This window comes from Bifidobacterium callitrichidarum, assembly GCF_003129905.1.
Taxonomy (GTDB): domain Bacteria; phylum Actinomycetota; class Actinomycetes; order Actinomycetales; family Bifidobacteriaceae; genus Bifidobacterium; species Bifidobacterium callitrichidarum.
This window is the reverse complement of the sequence record NZ_QFFM01000036.1, coordinates 1-25655: the sequence shown is the minus strand read 5'-3', so window position 1 is coordinate 25655 and position 25655 is coordinate 1. Positions and strand designations below refer to the sequence as shown.

Sequence of the window (25655 nt, the reverse complement as noted above, 5' to 3'; positions counted from 1 at the left end):
TGCCCAGGCGGACCGTGTCCTCATTGGTGAGCTTGCCCGGGTAGATGGCGTAGCCGCGCTCCTTGATGAACTCGTACATGTCATGGAAGTCGAACGCGGTGCCCTCCGGGTAAAGGAAGGTGGTGATGATTGGGCCCTGGTGGTCGTTCAGGAACACACGGAAGCCGAGCGCCTTCATGCGGGCGATGAGCAGGTGGTTGTTCAGGGCGTAACGGGCGGAACGGGCCGGAATGCCGCCCTCGGCGAACATCTCGTCCAGCGCCTTGGAGAAGGCGAGCACCACGTGGGTGGGGGAGGTGTAGCGCCACTTGCCGTTGGCCTTCTCGAGGGTGTTCCACTGGTCCCACAGGTCCAAGGAGAGGGAACGGGCCTTGCCCTTGGAGGCCTCGAGCTTGGCCTTGTTGCAGATGATGAAGCTGAAGCCGGGCACGCCCTGGATGCACTTGTTGGCGGAGGAAACCAGGAAGTCGATGCCCCAGTCGGCCACCGGGATATCCACTCCGCCGAAGGAGCTCATGGCGTCCACCATGAACGTGCAGCCGTGCGCCTTGGCTACGGCGGCCACGGCCTGGATGTCGTTGAGCAGGCCGGAAGTGGTCTCGGAGTGAATCATCGAGACGTGGGTGATGGACGGGTCGGCCGTGAGGTATTCCTCAACCTTGGCGGCGTCCGGGATGCGGTCGTACGGCTCGGCGTACTGCGTGTAGGCGATGCCGGCGTGGTCGCAGATCTTGGCCTGACGGTCGCCGTACGCGCCGTTGGTGCACAGCAGCACCTTCTCGTCCTTGCCGATCACGGAGGTCAGCACGCTCTCCACGCCGAAGGTGCCGGAGCCCTGCATGAGCACGGCGGTGTAATCGTCGGCGTTCACGTGGGCGAGCTCAAGCAGCTGGCGGCGAATCTTCTGGGTGATCTGCTGGTAGTCCTCGTCCCAGGTGCAGTGGTCGAAGAGCATCTCTTCCTTGACCGTGCGGGTGGTGGTCAGCGGGCCGGGGGTCAGCAGCTTGTATTCGTTTGCCATGGTGGGGATTTCCTTTCTTGGAGTTGCTGCGGCTGATTCTAATCAGTTGCGTAGTGTCTGTAATCTTCTACGTAGTTTGTTGAAGAAAGACGGAGTGTCGTATGTAGTTCTGTATGTGATGGAGATTGACGTGTTCGGTTGGGGTGTGTGATGCCCGACACACATCACAACCATCAGCTCGTCATAGAGGCCTTAAGGGTCATCAAGAACTGATGGAACGGGGAAGTGCGAAGTGGGCATGTGTGTTGTAAGACCGTAGGCTTGGCCGAACGGCCTTGAGCGTGTCGCACAACACACATACCCACTTCACACTGACCAAGCGCAATGAGGGGGAACTATTTACCCTGCGCGATGCGCTTGCACTCGGACGAGAAGTCCTGGTGCTCCTGCAACAGGTCCACGGTCAGGGGCTTGGGGAAGGTCTTGGAACGCTTGGAGGCGTTGGCCGGGGCCTTCTCGCCCTGATAGAGCGGCGTCGGATAGGTCTTGAGCAGCTCGGCGCGGCCCTTGTCGATGATCACGCCGGCCATCTTCTGCGCCTTGGGGTTGGTCTTGGCGCCCTTGTCCAGCACGGCCACCGACTCGGTGAGCGAGTAGTTGCCCTCCTCGGGGTCCACGTAGTCGATGGGCAGGCCCTTCTTCTTGTCCGCCACGGCCTGGTGACGCAGGCCGAAGCCGATCGCCACCTCGCCCGAGCGCACGGCCTTCAAAGGCCCGGAGCCGGACTGCTCAAGGTGCGGGCCGGCGTTGCGGTAGATCGCCGTGAGGATCGCGCGGCCCTCCTCACCGGTGCCGTAGGCGTCCGCGATGGCCTGGATCATCAGCCAGCCGGTGGAGGAGCCCTCCATGTCCGGCACGGAGATGAGGCCCTTGTACTGCGGGTCGGCCAGGTCCTTGAAGCTCTTCGGCTCGGGCACGCCGTCCTCCTTGAGCGCGGTGGTGTTCACGATGATCGCACCTTCCTGCGCGGTGGTGGGGGCGCGGTATGCGGGTGCCTTGGAGTTTTCGGAGTTGCCGAGCAGCTTGGAGTGCACGTCGGTCAGGTCGGCGAACATGTGGTTGCGCTCCTGCGCGGAGTCCACGTAGTAGGAGCTCATGGTGAGCATATCCGCTTCGAGGGCCTTGCCTTCGGCCAGCATCTTGCCGCCGAGCTCGGAGGTGCCGAAGCTCTGGATGATGTACTGGTTCTTGAAGCCGTTCTCGTCCAGGGCGTGCTGGAAGGCCACCACGGCCTCGTCGTCGGCGTTGGTGTAGATCACCACCTGGCCGTTGGTGCTGGCCGTGGCCGTGGCGCCGAATCCGAAGCCGACCAGCAGCACGGCGAGCACCGCGGACAGTCCGGCGGTGAAGGCGTTGCGGGCCTTGCGGTTGCCGGAAGTCGGCAGCGGGAAGTCGGGCGTGCCGTTGTGCGCGGTCTGTGCAGCGGCGGTCAGTCGCGTATCGGCGGCGACCGTGGAGCGGGCGGCGGCCAGCTGCGGCGTCCTGACCGTCACGCGGGCGGCGGTCTTGGCGCGTTCGGCGGACCGGTCGCGCGTGGCGAAGGCGATCACGCCCTTGACCACCAGGTTCGTCACCAGGATGAGCAGCGAGAGCACGAACACGTCATCGAACTTGGCGATGTGCTGCAGCGCGGAGATCTTGGTGGTGATCACCTGCGTGCGCGCGCCGGTGAGGAACACCACCGCGGAGATGGTCACCATCGCGTTGACGAAGTAGTAGCCGAACACCTGCAGGATGGTGGGCAGGGCGTTGGGCGTCACCACGCGCACGATGGTCTTGATCCAGTTGTCGCCCATGAGCTTGGCCGTGGTCTCCCAGCCGGCGTTCATCTTGGACAGCGAGTCCTTGATCATCTGGTACGGGGTGGCGAAGTAGTGGATGATGTTGGCGATGATGAGGATCCAGAACGTGTTCTGCAGCGAGGAGCCGGAGAAGGCGAACAGGAAGGCGATGCCGAGCACCATGCCGGGCACGGTGTTGATGATCGCGCTGATCGCGTCCACCGAACGCTTGGCCCAGTTCGGCAGCTTGGAGCGGGAGGTCACGAGTCCGGCCGCGTAGGCGAACAGGCAGCCCACGATGGCGGTCATCACGGCCACGTACAGCGAATTGGTGAACACCTGCGTCAGTTCGGAATCGGTGAACATGTTCGCGATGTGCGAGAACGTGGGCGCCACGTTGAACGGCCATTCGGTGACGAACGGGATGAGCAGGATCACCGCGAACACCGACAGCGTGCACACCAGCACCACCACGGACGCGATGCCGCACAGCCAGTCGCGGCGCGGTCCCTTGGGCAGGTCCACCTGGCTGATCTGCTTGTAGCGGATGGCGAAGCGCTCCAGTACGGTCATCAGGATGATGGAGATGATCGAGGGGATGAGCATGAACACGGCGATCACGGCGCCGCGGTTGAAGTTCGGGATGGAGCCGAGCATCTGGTTGAACAGGGTCATGGCCAGCACGTCGTACTCGCCGCCCACCGAGGTCGGGATGCCGTAGTCGGTGAACGCCAGGAAGAACGACTGGATGAACGCCACGGCCATCGTGCCGATGAGCGGGCGCAGCACCGTGTTGAGGAACGTGGTCAGCGGCTTGTCTCCCATGATGTGGGAGACGATGATGAACTTCTTGTCCACGAACTGGAAGCTGTTGTTGATGAGCAGGAAGCAGGTGGGCAGCGTGTAGATCACGTAGCCCATCAAGAGGCCGTTGAAGCCGTAGATGTCGAACAGCTGGTGCCCGAAGAGTCTGGTGATCAGGCCCTGCTTGCCGAAGGAGTAGATGATGGCGAAGCCGTACGTGATGGTCGGCAGCAGCATCGGCAGCTGGGCGAGCAGTCCCACGGCCTTCTTGAACCCGGCCGGCACGTTGGTGCAGTTGATGGTGTACGCCAGCAGGAACGCGAGCAGCACGGCCACCAGCGCGGACGTGGCGGAGACGGCCAGCGAGTTGGTGATCGAGCGCACGAACTCCGGGCGCGAGAGCACGGCGGCGTAGTTGGAGAGCGTGGCCGAGCCGGATGCGGTGGTGAACGAGCGGATGATGACCAGCAGCATCGGCGCCACCAGGAACACGGCGAAGCAGAAGGCCACGATCGCCAGCAACGTCCACAGCTCGGTCTGCTTCGGCTTGGAGGGACGACGCTCGTAGTTGACGATCTCCGGGCGGATGTTGGGCAGCTGCTTGCCCGCCTGAATCGATTCGACCGACATGTCAGGCCTCCTGACCGGCGGCGGCCGGCACGGTGGCGGTCTCGGACTGGGCGGCGGCGACGCTCTCGGCTGCCTTGGCCTTCGCCGCGTCCTCCTCGGCCTCGTTGAACAGCGAGTAGATGTTGTTGCGCTTGACTTCGAGCTGGTGCAGGATGAACTTCTTCACGAAGTCGGAGGCCGGGTGCTCGATGATGTTCTCCGGCGTATCGTACTGGGCGATCTTGCCGTGGTTGATGATGAGCACGCGGTCGCTCATCGTGCAGGCCTCCTCCGGATCATGCGTGACCATGATGGTGGTGAGCTTGTACTGGTCCACGATCTGCTTGATCTTGGCCTTGATGGACTCCTTGATCACGCCGTCCAGGGCGGAGAGCGGCTCGTCGAGCAGCAGCAGCTTCGGCTTCATCACCAGCGTGCGGGCCAGCGCCACGCGCTGCTTCTGGCCGCCGGACAGCTCGTCGATGCGCTTGTTGAGGTGCTCCTCGAGGCCGAGCAGCGAGATCAGCTCCTTGATCTCCTTCTCGGAGGAGATGCCGGGGTTGTTGCGCAGGCCGTAGGTGATGTTCTCGTACGCGGTCAGGTTCGGGAACAGCGCGTAGTCCTGGAACACGATGTTGAAGCCGCGCTTCTCCATCGGCACCTGGGTCAGGTCCTCGCCGTTGTACAGGATCTGGCCGCTGGTGGCGTCCGTGATGCCCAGGATGATGTTGAGCAGCGTGGTCTTGCCGCCGCCGGAGGGGCCGAGGATGGACATGATCTGGCCGTCTCCGAGCGTGAGGCTGATGCCGTTGAGGACGTGGGTGTCACCGAACGACTTGGTGATGTTCTTGAGTTCGAGCATATTTCGTCAACTTGCCTTCTGTCCGGGCCGCCATGCGTGCGCGATGAACGCGCGACGGCCCGTTATGGTGATGCCGTGCTGATCGCCGGCATCGTGATCGGTGTTCAGTTGTGAATCGTGATGTGTTTCAGTTATGGGTTTTTCGATTATCACGGCTGAACCTCACGCCGCATACCTCCATAGTCGTGCAGCGGCGGGCGACGGGAGTCTTACATCGAGGAAAGTTCGGGGAATCGATGGTGAACAGCGAGTGAAACTACACGAATTACATGTAGCCGGCGTAGTTTTGGCTGCGATGCTGAGGGGAGTCAAGCAAGTCGGCCGAAGGTCGGCCCCGGCCGACACCGAACCCAATCATGCATATATTCATAATTTGCCAGCCATTCATCCTTCCGTAACCCACGTTCCGGCCAAAAAGTCGGGAGCGGAGCCCAGAAAGCAGTAAGCGTCTCGGCCGATTTCCGCGGAATCGGTCGGAAAACAGCACGCCGAAGCTACGTAATCGGCGGCGTGTTCCGATACTATTGACCACGGCAAAAACGCTTGAAAACTCGGAGGAATCGATGCGGCGCATGCTGATCAAGCTGCTGAAAAGTGAAACGATTCTCATTGTCGCTTCGGTACTCGCCCTGATCTCCTGCTTCATCGTGCCGCCGGACGCCGATTACAAGGGTTACATCCACGCGAGCACCATCAGCCAGCTCATCTGCCTGATGATCGTGGTGTGCGGCTTCCAGCGCATCGGCGTCTTCCGCATCATCGGCTCCCGCCTGCTGGAGAAGACCAGCACCATGCGCGGGCTCGTGATCACGCTCGTGGCGCTCACGTTCTTCTCCGCGATGCTCATCACCAACGACGTGGCGCTCGTCACGTTCGTGCCGTTCGCCGTGGCCGTGCTCATCATGGCCGGTCAGGGCGATAAGACGATCCTGGTGGTCACGCTCATGACCATCGGCGCAAACGTCGGCAGCATGCTCACCCCGATCGGCAACGCGCACAACCTGTACCTGAAGGCCCTCACCGGCATGCCCACACTGGAGTTCCTCGGCATCATGGCCCCCTATTCCGGCGTGGCCGCCGTGCTGCTCGTGGTGGTGATTTCCGTGGTGTTCGGTCGGCAGGAGGTCGGCAACCTCGGCAATCTCGAAACCGGCGTGCTGGCGCCGGAACGCAACAAGCACCAGCCCGACGAGATCCGCATCACCGGTTACGGCGCAGGCTACGGCGGCTGGCGCACCGTGGTCTACACGCTGCTGTTCGGCGTGTGCCTGCTGGCCGTGTCCGACGTGATCCCGCTGTGGCTCATGTGCGTGATCGTGGTGGTGACCTTCCTGTTCACCGACCGTCGTGTCTTCCGCTACGTGGACTGGGGCCTGCCGCTCACGTTCTGCATGTTCTTCATCTTCATCGGCAACATGAAGCGCGTGCCGGAATTCTACGAACTGGCGCGCTCGCTGGTGGGTGGCCATCCGCTCGAGGTGGCGGTGGCCTCCAGCCAGGTGATCAGCAACGTGCCCACCACCATCCTGCTTTCCGGCTTCTGCGACCAGTGGCGCGAACTCATCATCGGCACCAATCTGGGCGGCATGGGCACCCTCATCGCCTCGATGGCCTCGCTCATCTCCTACAAGAACGTGGTGCGCCAATACCCGGACCGCAAGGGCCGCTACCTCGCCATCTACTCCGCCGTCAACGTCCTCTTCCTCATCGCCCTGGTAGGCCTCAGCTGGATCATCGAGTAACAATGATTAGCTTGATTGGACTGAACGCCGTGCTCCCGCGGCATGCTGTGATTTATAGGTGTGATTTGTAGGCATGATGTAGCTTTCTTGGCTCCCCTTGTCAGGGGAGCTGTCGGCGAAGCCGACTGAGGGGTAGTAGAAGAGCGGCCTGCGGCCGCGGAAAACCAGCATCGGCCGTAGGCTGATTCCTATCGGGAGATGACCAGCGTGACGCCGTAGGGGCGGATTTTCATGGCCAGCAGGGACGAGGGCGAAGGCAGCGTGTACGTCCTGCAGGTGTGTTCGATGACTTCGGTGGCCTCGCCGCGATAGCCGATGACGGTTTTCGCGTCCGGGGCGGCGGTCAGCGTCTCCACCTCCAGTCGCACCGGACCGTGGTGTTTCGCGGTCAGGCCTGCGAGTCCATGCGCGATCTCCAACGTCACGTCCACCGCGTCGCCGCCGGTGTTGACGATTTTGATGTACCGGCACGTGCCGTTGGCGTCCGTGCGGGTGCTGCCGGCGATATTCGCGGCGGTGGCGCAAGCGCGTGCGGTTCCGCCGTCACCGGTTGCGTCTCCGCCGTCACCGGTTGCATCTCCGCCATCCGAACCGGTGACGCTCACGTACAGGTGCTTCGCCGCATCGACGCGCTCCACCGCGACGTCGTATGTCTCGGGCCCCAGATGCGCGGCGAACAGCCGCTCCACCTCGTAGTTCACCGTGGGATTCACATGCGCGGGATTGAACTCGATGAGGTTCTGAGCCCAGCCTTTGGCGGGGATGTGCGCCAGCAGCGGCGCGTAGGAGGTCATGCGCACCACGTCCGAATTGCGCTCGCATCCGGTCAGGAACGCGGCCTCGCCCAAGGCGGAACGCCACGTGTTCGCGCCCTCTTCGGTCTGCGGTTGTCCGGCGAAGTAGCCATTGGCCGAATACTCGCCGAAGTACACGACGGCCCCGCAACGCGGATACCGGTCGAAGCGCGAGGCCTGCGACTCGAACCATTCGGGGGAGTGATAGGAGTGTTCGTCCACCAGAATCGCGTCGCCCGTAGCCGAGCCGACCGCGCCCAGCTTGGGGTCACGCGCGTTGCCGGCGATGGCGCGGGCATGGTCCCACGTGCGCTTCATGGCCGGCTGGAACGGGAACAGGCCGGCGCTCATCACGCATAGCATGTCCGGGTAGCGCTCGTGGATGGCCGTCGAGATACGGTCGAACTTGGCCACGTAATCGGCGCCGAAGTTCTCGTTGCCCACGCCGATCATGTCCAGTCCGAACGGTTCGGGATGGCCCATGTCGCGTCGGACCGCGGCCCATGGGCTTGTCTCGGGATCGCCGTTGGCGAATTCGATGAGGTCCAGATAGTCCTGCACCACATTCTGCCGAAACGCCGCCGAATCGATGTCCATATGCCGCGGGTCACGCCCCGGCGACTGGCATGCGATGCCGGCGAACAGCGTGGGCAGGGGTTTCGCGCCCAGATCCTCGCACAGGCAGAAGTACTCGTAGAAGCCGATCTGATAGCTCTGGCAGTAGCTTGACCCGTCCGGCATCTTGAACGACCACATCGAATACTGCGCCCTGCGTGCCTGCAGCGCGCCCACCGTATCCTTCCACCGGTATTCGTTGCCGGGCGTCACGCCCTCCACGATGCAACCGCCCGGAAAACGCATGAACGCCGGATGCAGGTCCCCGATGGCCTCCACCAGGTCGCGCCTGAGCTTGCCATACCGCCACTTCGGGTCGCCCGCGCCCCAGTAATCCGCGTCCATGACCTGCACCAGGTCCAAGTCAAAGACAATGGGGGATGCGGCGGTCGCGGCATCGTCACGACCGCCCGTGCCATCGGCAGCTGCATCATTGATGCGAACGTTGTCCGCCGCATCGCCGCCGCCGATACCGATGCGCAGCTTGCCGTAATCGGTCGCCAGACCATGGACCTGTCCCGTGACGCGCCACCATCCGTCAGCAAGGGCGGTGACGGTGGCGTCGTCCGCGGCAACGGCACCGTCCAAGCCATCGAGCGTAAACCGAACGGCATCGGTAAGCGGCCGGCCGGACCGGTCGACCACCGCGACGGACAGTCCGGCTGCTTCGGACACCGGCCGGACGCACAGGCTCACGTCGTACACATGCCCGTCCACGATGGAGAACGCCGGCTCCTCGCCGTTCATGCCGCCGCCGTTGTACCCGAGGTTTTCGATGAACGCGGCGCTGGAAGCCGGTGCAGCAGCAGTATTGTCGGCTGTGCGAACGTTGTCGCCGGACATCGCATTATCGCCGCCGGTCGCGTCGCCGACGATGACGCGCGCGTATCGGCTGTGCGCGTGGATCGGGGGAGCGGGGCAGGACATGGACGTGTCCACGATCTGGCCATGGGCGCCCCGGATTTCGGTGCCGCAGCTGATGGCCGAGCACCCGGAGAACCGCCAGAACCGCAAGGGATCGGCCTGCGTGCGCCACCGGTCCGCGCCGGCGAGCCTCCAGGTGTGATGGTCGAGGTAGACGCCGTCGAAACTGTAGTTGTTCACCATGTTGGCGTTCAGACCGCCGTCCGCGCTGTGGTTGATGTCCTCGAAGAACACGCCGTAAAGTCTGCCGCTTGTGTGATGGGTGGGCGCACCCACGCTGATCCGCACCATGGCGTCAATTCTAATGCGCCCGGTCCTCGCTCGGGGCCTGCCGGCAATGGGAAAGTTTCCCCACAGTTCATATTGCAGTCAATCCAATCCCGCGCATCCGCCGCCGGCAGCCGGTACGCTCGTAAAACAGAGATGACAAGACGAAGCATGTCAAGGAGCTGACCCGTGCAATCCTCGGTGGGAATACGTGAGCGCATCGACCACGTGTATCCGTCGCTCCGTCCGGCGGAGCGCTCAGTGGCCCAGTACATTCGGGACCACATCGAGGAGGCTGCCGACCTGACCGTGGGCCAGATGGCGGAGATCACGCACGTAAGCCAGCCCACGGTGATCCGCTTCGCCCGCAAGCTTGGCTTCGGCGGCTATCGTGAACTGCGTTACGTGCTGCGTCACCCGGACGCCGAGCACAAGGTGGCGTTCAATCCGCTGGCCGGATTCGACCTGAACCCGTGGGACAGCGCGGATGACATCCCCGCCAAGGCCGTGGACAGCGCGAAGTCGCTCATCGACGAGCTGTACAGCGCGCTGGACGGCAAGGCCTACCGCAAGGCGATCTCGCTGATCGCCGAAGCGCGTTTCATCGACATTTTCGGCGTGGAGAACTCCCTGACGCCGGCCATGGATCTGTTCACCAAGCTTGAGTATCTGGGACTGGCGTGCCGTCTCAATACCGATGCCTACCTGCAGCAGATCGGTGCCGGCCACCTCACCCATGGCGACGTGGCCATCGCGTTCTCCCACTCCGGCAGCTCGGCCGATACGGTCAAGGCGCTGCGGTTGGCGAAGTCGCGTGGGGTCAAAACCATCGCGATCACCAACGCCGTGGGCGCTCCCTTGGCCGGCTGGGCTGATGTAGTGCTGCTGACCGGGCGCGACTCGCATACCATCTACGGCAATGCGATCTTCTCGCGCGTGGCCGATACCGCGCTCGTGGACATGCTGTACATGGGCGTGATCCTCTCCGATTACGGCCGGTTCTCCACCGCGCTGGACGAATCCGGCCGCATGATCCGAGACCGCGTCTTCGAAGGCTGAGGCCGAGATCGCGCACTGAGCGGCCGGCCGCCGAGCCGGGGGAAGAAGACCGGCTTACTGCCCCGCCTCTGCGGCCGAATACGTGGTGGCCCGTGATTTGCCGCTCCTGACGACCTTGCCGTCATGCACCAGCCGCCGCAGAATCAGATTGGCCTTGTCCTTGCTGAGCTGCATCTGGTTCTGGATGGACTGTCGGCTCATCGGCACGCCGCTGCCGGATATCAGGTTCAACGTGGCCTGTTCCAGCGCCTCGTTCGACTGGTCCATCAGCTTCACGTCCAAAGCCGACTGCGATTCACCGGTATCCGTGGCTTCCGCGGCCATGCCAAGCAGCTCCGTATCGAATCCGCGGCCCAGTACCAGGATCTGCATCGGCGCGCATCCGATGACCCGTGCGCCCGTCAGCGCCTCGGACGCCTGATCGGTCATGCGCTGGATGGTGGGGAAGCGGAGCACGTTGGTATGGGTGTCGCTTGTGTCACCCTCGGCCGGCGCGTCCTGCCGCTCGACGGCGGTTCTGTTCGTGCGCTGCCCGTCCGGCGATGGCCCGGAGCCCGCAGGAACCAGCGACGGCAGCACCAGCGCCACCGACGTCGGTCCGACGCGCAGCTGCGGGCTGACCGGCTGGTCTGCATAGGCGTCCATGATGCGTTGCACGCCGGCGCCGCAATCCTCACACAGGCCAAGGTTCGCCAGCCGCTCGGCCAGCGCGGGATAGCGCGGCTGGCTGACCCCGTTGAGCAGGTCGTTGATCTCCAGCCCCGCCGCAAGACCGCCGAGCGAGATGATCTCCAGCCGCGAGTCGAACACGTTGACGATCGTGGGGCCCGAATAGCCGTAATCGCGGTGTTCCAGCGCGTTCACCAACGCCTCACGCACCGCGACGGCGGGGAATCGCCCGTCCCCGTTCGCCCGGTTGAGCGTCGCACCCGCCTCGTCGAGCTGCTTGAGCAGCGAACCGGTGAACGTGCGGCGCTCGCGGATGGTGGTTTTGGCGTCGCCGTCGAACACGATGACCTTGGTCACGAACGGGCACTGGTCCGAAAGCAGCATGGACTGCAACGAATCCGTCGGCTCCGACGTGGCCTGATCCGGTACGTCCTGATTCGCCGGCTGCTGATTCGGAATATGCGACTTCGTCCCCATGCTCTCGATGGTACGTACCCTTGTGTTGCGGACACGCGCAACACCGCGCAAATGCGCGTATCCGTTTCGTCCGGACGTTTCTACACCCCTATGGGTAGACTGGGGCAGGTTTGGCCCCGTAGCTCAGCTGGATAGAGCAACTGACTTCTAATCATTTGGTCGCCGGTTCGAGTCCGGCCGGGGTCACTAGTGAAACCCTTGGAATCATGCCGATTTCGAGGGTTTTTCTATTTGCGTTTTCTGCTTGTTTTCATCTCAAATTAACCAAAATCGACAGGGCTTAGGGTGCACGGAGGGTGCAAAGGCTTATTCAGCACCCTAAGCCCCGCGACACGCCGGAGGTGAACACATGCCGCAGAAAAGACGGAGTTTCGGAAAAGTCGTGAAGATGCGTTCGGGACGCTATCAGGCTTCCTACATGATGAACGGCGAGCGATTCAACGCGCCCGATACGTTCGGCAGCAAGGCGGACGCCGACACATGGCTTAGCGATGTGCGAACGTCAATTAACCGCAATGAGTGGGTAGACCCGCGTTTAGCCGGTCAGACGTTCAGGGTGTACGCGCTGACGTGGCTCAAGGGGCATAAAGATAACCTAGCGCCCGGAACCGCACGCATGTATGCGGAACTACTCGATCAATTGTTGTTGCCCTTGCTGGGAGCGCTGCCGATGAATGATATAACGCCACTCGTGGTTAAGCAGTGGTGGGCCAAGATCGCGGAGATGTTCGAGGCTCGGGCCAAGGCTGGGAAAATGCCGAATAAGCGCAGCACGGGCAAAACGCGCGCGTCTCAGGCTTACAGGCTGTTGCATACGATCATGGCCGAGGGCGTGCGCGACGAAGTGATACGGCATAACCCTTGCGTCATCAAGGGGGCGGCCCGCGTCAAGGCGACGGAGCGCAAGCCAGCCACCCTTGAGGAACTAGACACGATAGCGGCGAACATGCCGGAGCGTTACCGGGCGCTTATCCATGTGGCAGCGTGGTCAGGCTTGCGCTTTGGCGAGCTTGCGGGCTTGCGGCGTGCCGACGCGGTGCTTGTTGTCGATGGTTCCGGAGTGATCTGCTACCGGCTGAACGTCGATAAACAGGCATACCGGTTGGGCGGCAAGCTGTACGAGGAGGCATTGCCCAAGACCGACGCGGGCCGTCGCGTGGTGTATTTGCCGGCCCATCTCACGGACTTGCTTACGGCACACATGGAGAAGTTCACCGGGGCCGACAATGCGGCGTATGTGTTCGGCACGCGCAACGGTACCCCCATGACTAGCAGCACCGTAGGCAAGATGTTTCGGCGTGCGCGTGTAATCGCCGGGCGTCCCGATATGCGTTTTCACGATCTAAGGCATACTGGCGCGACGTTGGCGGCCAAGGCCGGGGCCACTACCAAGGAACTTATGCGGCGCATGGGGCATAGCAGCATGCGGGCGGCGTTGATCTACCAGCATGCGGCCGAAGAGGACGACTTGAGGCTTGTGGCACGTATGGACGCGATGGCGGCAGGTCTCGGCGTTGGTTCTGCTCCGGCCGTAGCCGTGCGAGTGAAGGGCGGTGAGTCTCTGTGAGCATGAAATCTCAGCCGATACCCGAGGTGTGGCGTGAAGCCGTGAACGGCTTTCTGGAGTATGAGAAGGCGCAGGGCATGGCGGACAGCACGTTAAACACACGGCGCATCCAGCTATGTCGTTTCGCGCGTATTACGGGCACGCCGCCCGAACAGGTCACGGCGGCGCAGATAGTGGAGGTGCTGGCGGCGGCCAAGGCGCAAGAGACGCGCCGCAATCTGCGTAGTGCCTTGGTCACGTTCTTCTCATGGTGTTATCGGGAGGGGATACGCGGCGACGATCTGGCGGCAGCCATACCGAAAATGAAGATGCCGCGCCCGCACCCGAGGCCATGCCCCGAGGAGTACATAACCGAGGCGCTGGGCAAGGCCACGGAACCTGAACGGCTCATGCTGGCGCTGGCGGCCGAATATGGGCTAAGGCGCGGCGAGATAGCATGCGTGCACAGCAACGATGTTATCCCGAGTGAGAACGGCTGGGCGCTCATGGTCAACGGCAAAGGCGACAAGCAACGCATATTGCCTATCCGTGACGATCTGGCACGGCGTCTCAGAGCGGCGGACGGCTACGTGTTCCCCGGCCGATATGGCGGCCATGTGGCCGACGGTTACGTGGGCAAACACATTTCTCGGCTGCTGCCCGAAGGGTGGAGCGCGCACAAATTGCGCCATCGCTTCGCCACCGTGGCCTATGCGCAGTCTCATGACATGCTGGGCGTGGCCCGCGCGCTCGGGCACGCGAGCACCAAGACCACGGAGCATTACGTGGCATTGCCTGAGTATGCCTTGTGTTCGCTGGTGAATGCGGCGGCCATGCAAGGCGACAAGGTGCGCATGGAACCGCCCAGCCGCCAAGACAGCCCCGCGCCGCCGCGACGGAGCAACGGCGATATCCGTTACCCGTATGAGGGCAAGAACGGCCGTGAGACGGCGCAGACCACGCCCGAGGCCGTGCGCATGGCGCTTATGCTCACGCTCTACCTTGCCGAGCACCGAGCGGGCGGGGCGCGTGAGTTCGATATCTCGGCGGAGTGGTTCGCAGAGCTGCACAGGGTGCGGGCCATCGGATACGCGCGGCGCTCAAGCGTGGTGCGGGCGGCGGCCCGCAGACTCAGCAAGGTCGGCATGATCGATCTCGTGCCCAACCACTTAGGGCAGATACGCGGCACTATCAATTTTGACGTGCCCACGCTCTGCGGCCTTGCCGGTATGCTGGCGTCCGAATACACAAGCAAGATAACCCGATAGGCACCACGCCACACGGCGGGCCGATCTTACGACACAGCGCATAGAGATCGGCCCGCCATATACCGAAGACGGCCGCGCTCTACAACAATTAAAAATGATTATCAATATCTAATATGGGGCGAATGCCGCGGGAGGTGAGGCGGCGGGGAGTATGGCCGACCGCCGTCATGTCCAGAAACAGCCGTTTTTGATAATGATTATCAAAATTTTTTTTCTGAAGTTCGAGAGTAAGAAAAACTATGCGCGGGGTCTTTTCGGGGGAGAGCGTTTTAAAAAAACGGGCGGCCCGCCGCGCCGATTCCTCTCACTACGTTCTAACTAACTCTTACTCTCTCTAACTATCTCTTACTAGGGTGTATATCTGACATACACCATTAGGGATATTGAACATACACCATTGTGTATAACAGACATACACCATAGGGATTTTTATTATCCCGTTTGGTGTATGTCTGTTATCCCGTGAGACGTTGCCCCGACGTGGATTATCCACACTCCCAGTCGGGGTTATCCACCGCGATTAGGCACTGAGGCAAGGCAACCGGTTCAAGGCCTTTTCGAGGCGTGAATCCGTCCCGGCATTGCTTGGCTATCTCTATGCCTAGTTCGTAGTGAACTCGGGACGTTTCTTGCAGCAGTGCGACAACATGGCGGCGTTCCTTGTAGCGTTCGGCTATCAATAGTTTGTATTCCGCCGTTCTGCCACGCCCGGCGTCTTGCGTTTGCTCTATCAGTCCGGCCGCGGCAAGATGCCGTAACGACTTGCCGATGTAGCGCACAGCGTTGGCCGGGGCCGTGTCAGGGTACATGTTGCGTGCCCACTTGTCACGGCTCCCGAAGAAGCGATAGACAGTCCACATGTCGCCGGACGTTTTCACATGATCGGCCATGTAATGCAGCACGAGCCAGTCTTTGAGCGTTACCACCTTGGGCGGATAGAACGGCATGAGGCTATCTATCATGCGCCCGAGGCTAGGGAGGTTCGCCATAACAGCACCTCCCGCCACTATCGCACTTGCACATGCCGTGAGTTCCGCTCGCTTGTCTCAAGGGCACAGGCTGACTCATATTCGCGGCTGGGGCATTCGCGTTTCTGTTGTTCGGGCAAGAAGCCCAAGCAGCGGTCTATGTGGTTTTCGCCATACTTGCGCGCTAGCTTCGCGGGATTAGCGGTCAGCAGCACGAGCACCGTGTTATAGGTGTGGGGCTTCACCAATATCCACCGTTCGCGCTCCAAGCGTTCGAGTCCCGCCCGCAATTGCACGATCACGGGAGCATTGCGCCCGCTGGTCAAATCAAAATGCCACGGCAACCCCACGAGGTGCGCCAACCTTGCATAGTCGAATTGCTGATAACCTTTTGTGCCCTTGACTTGCCGGGCGATATACAAATACAGCTCTTTTACCGCGTAATTCCTTAGCTGCCCGGTCTTGTGATCTATCGCACTGCGCTTAGTCATCGCTCGCCCGCCTTTCCCATGGAGAGAATCGCGGCGGCGCTGCTGTGTTGCAGATCAGCGGCAGAAGACGCGGCGCGTCGGCACGGGCGAGGTATCGGGGCGGAGCTGGGATGCTGCATCGTGGTTGTGTGTGCTTCGATAAAGCGCTTGAGATCAGCCACGGCGTACATATTCCGGGGCCGCCCGGCTTTACCTGTACCGGGCACCTTGACCACAGGCAACGCGCCGGTAGCCGTCCACCTATCCACGGTCACGGCTTCCACGCCGAGCATTGCGGCGGCGTTGGTTCGATTCACAAGCAAGGCGGGCACGCCGGGGACTTGCTTAGACATGGTTTTTACTCCCTCAAGTATGCGGGGGAGCGTCAGAACGTCATAGAGTCATGCCCTTAAGGCCGATACGCGGGCACGTCCGACACTATCCCCCAAGATTCACGCCATTGAGGGGTGATACTGAGGGGCACGCGGCGCGAGTATGGCCGCGATAACCAGAAGAGACACAATGGGGACAATGTCAGGAGGTAGCCCGGTATCGGGGAATTGCAGCGCGGCGAGCTGTTGCAGCACCGCAGCGAGCAGCATAAGGGCAGCCAAGACGGACGCGGCGGGGGCCACATGCGCCCGGCTATCGGACAGTATGCGCAGACAGTCGGCGCGGAGTTCAAGCAACCCAGCGGCGGTGTATTCCATGGCGTACTGGGCAAGCGCCGCTAAGGCGTGCATACGCGCCCACTGGCGGACAGTTTCGGCCGGGGCGGGCGTTTGCCTTACTTCCAGCTTCCACAGGTTGAACAGTTCGGCGGTTTCCTCTGCCGTTAGCTGTAAATCGTCGTCAAGCACAAGTTCAGCGGCGGCGGTAACGGAGATGGAACCGTTAGCCATGCCGACGAACAGCGCGCAACGGCGGGCCATGTCGTCAAGTCCTGTCACCGAGGCAGTGAACAAGGCACCCGCGCGGCCGGGGGTGATCTTTCCTGTGGCAGTGTCGGCGGGGGCAACCTCGACGGATTGCAGCACCTTGGACAGTTGCGCCACGAGATCACGACAATGTGAACCGTGGGCCGTCCCGCCGTTTCACAGCACGACGGCGTGAGCGATACGGCGTGTATCGCTCGGCGTGATCTCGTGCATGGTTTCCATGCCGCCTAGACTACCCCGGTTTTTCTGCTGTAGTCCTCAGTTCGAGACTATGCGTAATGAATATTTTGAAGCGTAGAGGTGCACGGAGGGTGCAAGCGGTTGCAGCTCTAGCCGAAACCCGTTGTAAAATAAGGCATTACGGATGAAAAAGGCAGAAACTTCTAATCTGTAGGTCGCCGGTTCGAGCCCGGCCGGGGTCACTCGAAAGCCCTTGGAAACACTCGCTTCCAAGGGCTTCGGTATCTCTCCTGTGCGCCAGTCGTGTGCAATGCCGCTCCATGACGAATGCGATTGAGACTTCGCCTTTCCTGTCCAATCCGGTCCGATGGATGACGATCCGGTCGCTCTGTCGGATTTGGCCCGCGCCCGTGCTACGATGTGCCTCGTTGTAGGGCGATGATCCGTTATCAGCGGGGAGCCTTCGGAAGAACGGCGGCTTTCCTGAGTCTCATGAATCTCAAGGAATCCCAGGGAATCGCCCAGTAGAACCGACGGGATCGGCCCGAGACAGCCGAACGCAAGCGGTCGCGCCTGACCGGGGCAACCCGGACGGGAGGCGGCAAGCGAGGTGGTACCGCGGTGGCGGGCGAACGAATCGTCCGGCATCGTCCTCGTAGCAGGAGCGACGACACGACGGTCGCCCCGGACGGAACATAAGGTTCCGGCTACGAGGGCAATCGGCGAGGTTGCCGGCGGACCGCACGCGCACACGAACGGTCGGACCGGCCAATCGCACCGAACGTCACCAATCGCCCCTGATGGACCACACAGAACCATTGAGGAGATCTACGGTGAGCGAAAACGTATATCCCAAGGCGAACGAGGGCGGCGAAACCGCGCACGTGGCGCCGAACCCCAGCTTCCCCCACATGGAGGAGACCGTCCTGGACTACTGGGACAAGGACGACACCTTCCAGAAGTCCGTGGAGCGCAACCCCTCCGGCGACCACAGCCAGAACGAGTTCGTGTTCTTCGACGGTCCGCCCTTCGCCAACGGCCTGCCGCACTACGGCCACCTGCTGACCGGCTACGCCAAGGACGTGATCCCGCGCTACCAGACCATGAAGGGCCGCAAGGTCAACCGCGTCTTCGGCTGGGACACCCACGGCCTGCCCGCCGAGCTTGAGGCCCAGAAGGAGCTCGGCATCGACTCGGTCGACCAGATCGAGAAGATGGGCATCGACAAGTTCAACGACGCCTGCCGCGCCTCCGTGCTCAAGTACACGCACGAATGGCAGGACTACGTGCACCGTCAGGCCCGTTGGGTGGACTTCGAGCACGGCTACAAGACCCTGAACATCCCGTACATGGAGTCCGTGATGTGGGCCTTCAAGCAGCTCTACGACAAGGGTCTGGCCTACCAGGGCTACCGCGTGCTGCCGTACTGCCCGAAGGACCGTACGCCGCTGTCCGCCCACGAGCTGCGCATGGACGCCGACGTGTACCAGGATCGTCAGGACACCACCGTCTCCGTGGCCGTCAAGCTGCGCGACGAGGACGCCTACGCCGTCTTCTGGACCACCACGCCGTGGACCGTGCCCACCAACTTCGCCATCGTGGTCGGCGCGGACATCGACTACGTCGAGGTCCAGCCCACCGAGGGCAAGTTCGCCGGCAAGAAGTTCTACCTCGGCAAGGACCTGCTGCCGCATTACACCAAGGAACTCGGCGAAAACTACGAGGTCGTGCGCGAGCTCAAGGGCTCCGAGCTGGCCGGTCGCCGCTACTGGCCCGTCTTCCCGTACTTCGCGGGCGAGAAGGCCGAGACCGAGGGCAACGTGCCCGGTCCGAACGGCTACACCATCTTCACCGCCGACTACGTCGACACCGTCGAAGGTACCGGTCTGGTCCACCAGGCCCCCTACGGCGAGGACGATATGAACACGCTCAACGCCAAGGGCATCAAGAGCACCGACGTGCTCGACGCCGGCTGCCGCTTCACCTCGCAGTGCCCGGAGTACGAGGGCATGTTCGTGTTCGACGCCAACCTGCCGATTCTGCGTAACCTGCGTGCCGGCGACGGCCCGCTCGCCCAGATCGACGAGGACAAGCGCGCCATCCTCTTCCAGGAGAAGAGCTACGTCCACTCCTACCCGCACTGCTGGCGCTGCGCCACCCCGCTGATCTACAAGCCGGTCTCCTCCTGGTTCGTTTCCGTGACCAAGATCAAGCCGCGTCTGCTGGAGCTCAACCAGCAGATCAACTGGATCCCGGAGAACGTGAAGGACGGCCAGTTCGGCAAGTGGCTCGCCAATGCCCGCGACTGGTCCATCTCCCGCAACCGCTTCTGGGGCTCCCCGATCCCGGTGTGGGTGTCCGACGACCCGAAGTACCCGCGCGTGGACGTGTACGGCTCGCTCGAGGAGCTGAAGAACGACTTCGGCGACTATCCGCGCGACAAGGACGGCAACGTCAACATGCACCGTCCGTGGATCGACAACCTGACCCGCCCGAACCCGGACGACCCGACCGGCAAGTCCACGATGCGCCGCATCCCCGACGTGCTCGACTGCTGGTTCGAGTCCGGCTCCATGTCCTTCGCGCAGTTCCACTACCCGTTCGAGAACAAGGAGAAGTTCGAGCAGCACTTCCCGGCCGATTACATCGTGGAGTACATCGGCCAGACCCGTGGCTGGTTCTACCTGCTGCACGTCATGGCCACCGCCCTGTTCGACCGCCCGGCGTTCAAGAACGTGATCTGCCACGGCATCGTGCTCGGTTCCGATGGCCAGAAGATGTCCAAGCATTTGCGCAACTACCCGGATGTGAACGGCGTGTTTGACAAGTACGGTTCCGACGCCATGCGCTGGTTCCTCATGAGCTCGCCGATCCTGCGCGGCGGCAACCTCATCGTCACCGCCGAGGGCATCCGCGACACGGTCCGCCAGGTCATGCTGCCGGTGTGGAGCTCCTACTACTTCTTCACGCTGTACGCCAACGCGGCGAATAAGGGTGCCGGTTTCGATGCCCGTCACCTGCGTGCGGACGAGGTGGCCGGCCTGCCCGAGATGGACCGCTACCTGCTGGCCCGCACCCGCCGTCTGGTGGAGAAGGTGGAGCAGTCGCTCAACGACTTCGCCATCTCCGACGCCTGCGACGCCGCGTCCGACTTCATCGACGTGCTCACCAACTGGTACATCCGCAACACCCGCGACCGCTTCTGGAACGAGGACGCCAACGCCTTCAACACCCTGTACACCGTGCTTGAAGTGTTCATGCGCGTGCTGGCTCCTTTGGCTCCGATGGAAGCCGAGTCCGTGTGGCGTGGCCTGACCGGCGGCGAGTCCGTGCACCTGGCCGACTGGCCGTTCGTGGTCTCCGAAGAGACCGGTGAGACCACCGAGCTGGGCCGCGTGCTCGTGGACGATCCGAAGCTGGTCGAGGCTATGGAGAAGGTCCGTGAGGTCGTCTCCGGCACCCTCTCCCTGCGCAAGGCCGAGCAGATCCGCGTGCGCCAGCCGCTCGCCAAGCTCACCGTGGTGGTCGAGGACGTGGACGACGTGCGCGCCTACGCCGACGTGCTGAAGTCCGAGCTCAACGTCAAGGACATCGAGTTCTGCACCATGGAGGACGCCGGTTCCCAGGGCTTGAAGATCGTGCACCAGCTCAAGGTGAACGCCCGTGCCGCGGGTCCGCGCCTGGGCAAGCAGGTGCAGTTCGCCATCAAGGCCTCCAAGACCGGTGCCTGGCATGTGGACGCCTCCGGCGCCCCGGTGGTCGAGACCCCGAACGGCGAGGTTGCGCTGGTGGAGGGCGAGTACGAGCTCATCAACCGCGTGGAGGAGGAGAACGCCGCCGAGGCTGCGGCCTCCGTCTCTGCCGCCCTGCCGACCGGTGGCTTCGTGATCCTGGACACCGCGCTGACTGACGATCTGGTGGCCGAGGGTTACGCCCGCGACGCCATCCGCGCCGTGCAGGACGCCCGTAAGGACGCCGGTCTCGATATCGCCGACCGCATCGCCCTGACGCTGACCGTGCCGGCCGCCGACGCACCGAAGGCCGAGCAGTTCCGTGACCTCATCGCTCACGAAACGCTCGCCACGTCGCTCGACATCAAGGCCGACGCGGACGCCAAGGAGCTGTCCGTCGAGGTCGCCAAGGCCTGATTGCGATTGTTCTAATCGCTAACGAAAGCTACACGAAAAGTGGGTTGAACCAATCGGCTCAACCCACTTTTCGTATCTGTACGTCCCTTGGCCCCCTCTGACGAGGGGGCTGTCGGCAAAGCCGACTGGGGGAGAGACCCGCGGCAAAGCCGCAAGAAAAAGCGGGCGCAGCCCAAGGCTCCCCTCTCTGAGGCGAGCTGTCAGCGAAGCTGACTGAGGGGAGCTCATCCCCATCCCCACTCCCACCCGACAAATCCCACCAAATAGTCAATTCCCCTAACAAAATCCCACTTGCACAAACGCCCTGCATATTCATTGCAAACACGCATTCTTCTTTGACAAACCCTCCTTAAGGGGGGTATAAGAACCTAGTAGAGAACGAAGTGCGCCCGCGATTGTGAGCGCTCACGGATGAGCGCTGTGGTGCTAGCGCGTGACAAAAAGGCGGGAGGAAGCCGAAACATGCCGATGGTCCTATCGGATGCTTCCATAAGCGCACCAACCACCCTCACCACACCCCTTCATCAGGACACCACGGCAATTGCAGATCGAATTTCCGGATTCGCAATAGCAGCGAACACCAGTCCGACTTGTATCCCGCGAATCACCGGACATGACGTTTCGCGCGCAAGGAGCCGTTGCGTCCCCGAGCGCTGGTTCCGCTCCATGACACCGGCGAAACCACCCGAACGTCGATATAGCAACGTACCCACCCGCACATCCAAGACAGACATGAACAGCACGACGACCAAGGCCGCAGCCATGGAAGGACGCAACCAATGAAGCGCAACAACAAGCCCAACAAGCGCTGGATCAAACTCGTAGGCGTACTGACCGCCGCCGCCCTGGGCCTCACCTACGCCGGTTCCGCCCTAGCCGACGACTTCACCCTCCCCGGCACCAACTCCAACGATTCCAGCAGCACCGGCACCTGGGCCGACCAAGCCGACGGCGAGGTCTCGGATGTTCCCGATGGTGGCACTGATAGTACCGACTCCAATACGACCGGCACGGACAACACGGACGGCAACGCATCCGATGACGCCAATGCGAACGGCGACACCAACAACGTTCCTGTTTCTCCTCAGGCGGTCGCTCCCATCGCCAACTGCCAAGATGTGCAGGGCTGGACAGCCCTTGTAGACTGCGTGACCAGCGGCCAGTCCGGCCTCGTCACCATCACCAAGACCATCACGGTGTCTGCAGATGCCCAGGCCACCATCGCCGGCGACATCACACTCACCGCGGCCACCGGCGTAGACCCGGCCTTGACTTCCTCCACCGGTGGCGCAATCTTCATCGTCAACGGCGGCCACACCCTCACCATCGGCCAGGATGCCAGCGACGCCAGCTTCTCCTACAAGAACGCCCAGCGTTGGCTCGCCCTCGTGAATGAGGATGCGGCAGGCAAGACCGGCGCGCTCGTCATCAACAATGGCACGTTCGACAGCATCAAAACCCCGTTGACATACGAAAAAGATGATAAAGGTAATAATCATGTGCGTAGCGACAACGGTGGATCGGTTGCGGTCAACGATGGTGGCACGCTCACTATTAAAGGTGGTTCGTTCAGTAATAACAGCGCTGCCAATGGCGGTGTGTTCTATCAGTTCTCTGGTTCTACCACGATTAACAACGCCACGTTCTCCAACAACACCGCAAATGAAGAAGACGGGCAAAAGGGCGGCGTGTATTACCAGAACAGTGGCTCCCTGATCATCAATAGCGGTGAATTCAAGAACAACAAGGGTTGGCGTGGCGGTGTGGCGTACAGCGACGCCGGCACCATCACCGTGCATGGCGGCACCTTTGACGGCAACTCCTCAAACATGGCTGCTGGTGTGTTCATGCAGAACAGCACGTCCGGCACCATGACCGTGGATGGCGGCACATTCACGAATAACAAGGCCGGTTCCAAAGGTGGCGTAATCCATAACAATGGCACGCTCACCATCACTTCGGCTGCGTTTACCGGTAATCAAGCTCTTAATGGCGGTGGCGCGATCTCGCAGGATCGTGGTTCCATTGCCATCGTTCCGAATCCCGTTACTGGTCAGTCGGTCATGTTCAAGGACAACGCTCACACCGTCGCGCTTGATGCGAAAGGCAATTTGAAGCAGTGCAACACTACCACGGGAGACACGGATGATTGTTGGAGGAACAATGCCGATGTTGGCGGTGGTGCCATCTATGCGTCCAGTGGCAAGGTGAATATTCAAGGTGCCGTGACGTTCGACAGCAATTATTCCCGTGCTTGGGGCTATATGGATGGTGGCGGTGCTATCTACATGAAGGGTGAGCTGTGGGTGCAGAACGACGTCAAGGGCACCAAGCCGAAGTTCATCAACAACTACGCCGGTGTGGAACAACGAGGGGGTGACGGTACCGCATACCGCGGCGGTGCAGGTGGTGCCATCTTCCTGCAGAAAGGCACCGTTGACAACACCCAGACCGACGAGACCAAGAAGTACGCCTCTCGTGCATACATTCTCGGCGGCTACTTTGAGAACAATACCTCCGGTTACCTCGGTGGCGCTATCTACACTGAATCGAACAGTGTGACCTATGTAGCCAAGGCTGCGGCCACTAAAAATACGGCTGGACACTTCGGTGGTGGTCTGTGGCTGTGCCCGTCTGGTACCGGTACCGCATCCAAGGGCGGCAATATCGCGTTGTTCGAGAACTCGGTGAACAAGTCTATCGATCCAAATAACACTGTCAATAAATCTCCGTATCCCAATGACAAGGCATTCAGTGGAACGGCGCTGACATCTTGGGAGACCGGCGGCAAAGACGACAGGATCGTTGGTGCTGTTACTGGTGGGGATGGCACGGAAGCCGGTGCCGACTTCGCCATCATGAACCCAATGTGGAAGGGCGAAATTGGAAGCACCAGCTTCCAGCTGATGGATACGTGGTTCACTGACCGCACAAAATCTGCAGTCGATTGGTATGCGGATGGCACGCCTATCAAGTCGGCCAGCGGATTCCAAGATTACTTTGCAGACCCGAAACCGGGTTGGCATGCAGGTGCGGAAAAGGGCGGCACCAACCTTGCCGTCACCAAAACTGGCGGCCGTTATGACGATGGGTCAAACACAAGCACCAAGATGATGATGGATGACACTCACACGCATGTCATCAATATGACCCGAACGAGTGACAGCTCCAAGGGCATCACCACAGGCATTGCGCTTAAGGCCACCAAGGCCGACGGTATGACTGACGAGGAGTGGGAGTCTGCCAAGGCCGGTGCTTGGAGCTCTGCTGCTGTGCAGCTTACTGGTAACTCCGCCCGACTTTCTGGCGGCGCGTTCGCCACCAACGGCGACGTGAAGTTCTCCACACCGTATACGGCTTCGTGGACGAAGGTGGATGCCAAGGACAAGCACCAGATCGGTGGTGCCACGTGGACGGTGAGCACTACTGGTACTGGTGCGACCAAGGAAAAAGCGCTTGCCAGCAGCACGCTCGGTGGCCCGTTCAGTGATGATTTCGAACCTGGCATGTGTTCTGCTGATGCATCTGGCAACCTCACCGAAGCCGGTACGAAGGCATGGAACAGCGGTACCTGCTGGAAGCAGGAGGCCTCTGAGGATTCAACGACTAACCAGTGGACCGTCACCAATTCGATGCGCATCATCGACAACCAGGGTGGCGACAGCTATCTCGGCGTCGACAACAACCCTGACGCCGGTGGATTCGACATAAACAATTTGAGCAATGGTACATATGCGTTGGTCGAAACGTCGGCTCCTACGGGATATACGCCGGACCTGGATACTAACGGCAACAAGAAGACGTACACGTTTACTGTGAACAATGCTCAAGCGCAGTGGTCTAATGATGATGGCACCACTTCCGTCGATAAGGAAATATCCAACACGGGGCTGAAAGGTGTTTCGTGGGGCAAGGTGGATGCTGATTCTAAGAGCGCGGATTTGATTGGCTCTGTATGGACAGTTACACAAATCAATAACGATGGTTCAGCGATAGCCGGTGCGATTTCGCATGACGTGACTGACTGCGTTGATTCGGACACCGTGAATTGCGAAGCTGATAACAAGGATAAGGCCTTTGCTGATACCGACGGCACTGCCGGCAAATTCAACATCACGGTTGACAAGCCCAAGGCTACCTACAAGCTGGTAGAAAAGACCTCGCCTAATGGATACTGGATGCCGGCAGACGGCACCTCCTACCGTTTCTTCAGCGTGGATGCCAACTCCGATGAGAAGGTTCAGATCTACACGTCGGATGGTAAGACCGAGGTTCCGAACAACGACATCACCAACACACAGCCAAATGTGTCATGGTCGAAGGTTGCTACGGATACCGATGAACTGCTTGATGATTCTGAGTGGGAGATTTACGGGCCTCTTGATGACAGCGGCAATGAAATCGAAGTCAACGGCAAATCAATCGCGGTTAAAGCCCGAGGTGCCTCATTTGAAAATGAGCGCGTAATCCGGAGTGGTGCCTCACCTGTGGTGAGCGTGAAATCCTAGTCCGC

General features: G+C 61.4%; 15 protein-coding genes and 2 tRNA genes. 8 read left to right on the top strand and 9 right to left on the bottom strand.

The features are described from left to right. The 3 genes from DF196_RS12285 to DF196_RS12275 all read right to left on the bottom strand — a co-directional run. On the bottom strand, positions 1–1021 hold a 1021-nt coding region (locus DF196_RS12285; RefSeq protein WP_109058094.1), incomplete at its 3' end, for a 2-aminoethylphosphonate--pyruvate transaminase. Positions 1022–1356: 335 nt separating this feature from the next. Beyond that, positions 1357–4236, bottom strand: a complete 2880-nt coding sequence (locus DF196_RS13705) for an extracellular solute-binding protein (RefSeq protein WP_206603799.1) — start codon at positions 4234–4236, stop codon at positions 1357–1359. Between the two features lies 1 nt (position 4237). Beyond that, positions 4238–5077: an ABC transporter ATP-binding protein gene (locus DF196_RS12275; protein WP_109058093.1), complete on the bottom strand. Its 840-nt coding sequence runs from the start codon at positions 5075–5077 to the stop codon at positions 4238–4240. A 563-nt stretch (positions 5078–5640) separates the two neighbouring features. Here DF196_RS12275 and DF196_RS12270 point away from each other — a divergent pair. Then, positions 5641–6819, top strand: coding sequence for an anion transporter (locus tag DF196_RS12270; protein ID WP_109058092.1), 1179 nt, complete (start codon positions 5641–5643; stop codon positions 6817–6819). Positions 6820–7007: 188 nt separating this feature from the next. Here DF196_RS12270 and DF196_RS12265 read toward each other — a convergent pair whose 3' ends face one another. Next, entirely contained in the window at positions 7008–9443 is a 2436-nt protein-coding gene (locus DF196_RS12265; protein WP_109058091.1) for an alpha-L-arabinofuranosidase C-terminal domain-containing protein, read from the bottom strand. A gap of 165 nt (positions 9444–9608) precedes the next feature. On the opposite strand from DF196_RS12265, the gene DF196_RS12260 reads away from it, so the two are divergent. After that, positions 9609–10478: a MurR/RpiR family transcriptional regulator gene (locus DF196_RS12260; protein ID WP_109058090.1), complete on the top strand. Its 870-nt coding sequence runs from the start codon at positions 9609–9611 to the stop codon at positions 10476–10478. 54 nt (positions 10479–10532) lie between these two features. On the opposite strand, the gene DF196_RS12255 is transcribed toward DF196_RS12260, so the two are convergent. Continuing rightward, positions 10533–11624: an ATP-binding protein gene (locus DF196_RS12255; RefSeq protein WP_109058089.1), complete on the bottom strand. Its 1092-nt coding sequence runs from the start codon at positions 11622–11624 to the stop codon at positions 10533–10535. 112 nt (positions 11625–11736) lie between these two features. Here DF196_RS12255 and DF196_RS12250 point away from each other — a divergent pair. The 3 genes from DF196_RS12250 to DF196_RS12240 all read left to right on the top strand — a co-directional run bounded on the left by DF196_RS12250 (position 11737) and on the right by DF196_RS12240 (position 14438). Next, a tRNA-Arg gene (locus DF196_RS12250) sits at positions 11737–11810 on the top strand. Between the two features lie 163 nt (positions 11811–11973). Next, a complete protein-coding gene (locus DF196_RS12245) occupies positions 11974–13191 on the top strand; it encodes a tyrosine-type recombinase/integrase (RefSeq protein ID WP_109058088.1) in 1218 nt (405 codons plus the stop codon). A gap of 2 nt (positions 13192–13193) precedes the next feature. Further along, positions 13194–14438 carry a tyrosine-type recombinase/integrase gene (locus DF196_RS12240; protein ID WP_241519716.1) on the top strand — a complete coding sequence of 415 codons (1245 nt, stop codon included), beginning with the start codon at positions 13194–13196 and terminating at the stop codon, positions 14436–14438. 485 nt (positions 14439–14923) lie between these two features. Here the strand turns inward: DF196_RS12240 and DF196_RS12235 are convergent, their stop codons facing one another. The 4 genes from DF196_RS12235 to DF196_RS12220 all read right to left on the bottom strand — a co-directional run bounded on the left by DF196_RS12235 (position 14924) and on the right by DF196_RS12220 (position 16931). Continuing rightward, positions 14924–15400: a hypothetical protein gene (locus tag DF196_RS12235; protein ID WP_146194764.1), complete on the bottom strand. Its 477-nt coding sequence runs from the start codon at positions 15398–15400 to the stop codon at positions 14924–14926. Positions 15401–15444: 44 nt separating this feature from the next. After that, positions 15445–15897 (bottom strand): hypothetical protein, encoded by a 453-nt coding sequence (locus DF196_RS12230; protein ID WP_109058085.1) that lies wholly within the window; start codon positions 15895–15897, stop codon positions 15445–15447. After that, on the bottom strand, positions 15894–16229 hold the full coding sequence (locus tag DF196_RS12225) for a helix-turn-helix domain-containing protein (protein WP_109058084.1): 336 nt from the start codon (positions 16227–16229) through the stop codon (positions 15894–15896). The genes DF196_RS12230 and DF196_RS12225 overlap by 4 nt, the downstream gene beginning before the upstream one ends. A gap of 99 nt (positions 16230–16328) precedes the next feature. Beyond that, positions 16329–16931, bottom strand: a complete 603-nt coding sequence (locus DF196_RS12220; protein WP_109058083.1) for a hypothetical protein — start codon at positions 16929–16931, stop codon at positions 16329–16331. Positions 16932–17168: 237 nt separating this feature from the next. Between DF196_RS12220 and DF196_RS13500 the strand changes: the two genes are divergently transcribed. From DF196_RS13500 to DF196_RS12205, 3 genes are all read left to right on the top strand, one after another. Further along, a tRNA-Arg gene (locus tag DF196_RS13500) sits at positions 17169–17236 on the top strand. A 558-nt stretch (positions 17237–17794) separates the two neighbouring features. Next, positions 17795–21142, top strand: coding sequence for a mupirocin-resistant isoleucine--tRNA ligase (gene ileS, locus DF196_RS12210; RefSeq protein ID WP_146194763.1), 3348 nt, complete (start codon positions 17795–17797; stop codon positions 21140–21142). Positions 21143–21921: 779 nt separating this feature from the next. Next, the gene (locus DF196_RS12205) at positions 21922–25650 is read left to right on the top strand and encodes a SpaA isopeptide-forming pilin-related protein (RefSeq protein WP_109058081.1); all 3729 of its coding nucleotides are present in this window, start codon (positions 21922–21924) and stop codon (positions 25648–25650) included. Positions 25651–25655: the final 5 nt, after the last annotated feature.